This window comes from Streptomyces varsoviensis (genome assembly GCF_000718635.1).
GTDB classification, from domain to species: domain Bacteria; phylum Actinomycetota; class Actinomycetes; order Streptomycetales; family Streptomycetaceae; genus Streptomyces; species Streptomyces varsoviensis.
The window spans coordinates 1-259 of the sequence record NZ_JOBF01000096.1 but is presented as its reverse complement, the minus strand read 5'-3'; the positions used below and the strand labels follow the sequence as shown (position 1 = coordinate 259).

1 protein-coding gene is annotated in these 259 nt (G+C 71.4%); it reads left to right on the top strand.

Translation table 11 applies throughout. The features are described from left to right. Positions 1 to 25: 25 nt before the first annotated feature. Positions 26 to 259, top strand: a 234-nt coding sequence (locus IF55_RS35755; protein ID WP_048833146.1) for an AMP-binding protein, incomplete at its 3' end; no start/stop codon positions are given.

Genomic DNA, 259 nt, shown 5'->3' with positions numbered 1-259 from the left:
GGCTCGCGGTGCGCGTCCGACGTTCATGAAGGGCACGCCGAGCCACTTGTCGATTCTGGAGGCGCTGCCGGAGGAAGTGTCGCCCTCGGGGACGCTGATTCTCGGTGGGGAGGCGCTGGTCGGTGAGGTGCTGGACGGCTGGCGGTCGGCGCATCCGGGCGTGACGGTCTTCAATGCGTACGGTCCGACCGAGGCGACGGTGAACTGCCTGGAGTACCGGCTGGCGCCGGGGGAGCCGACGCCGTCCGGCCCCGTGCCG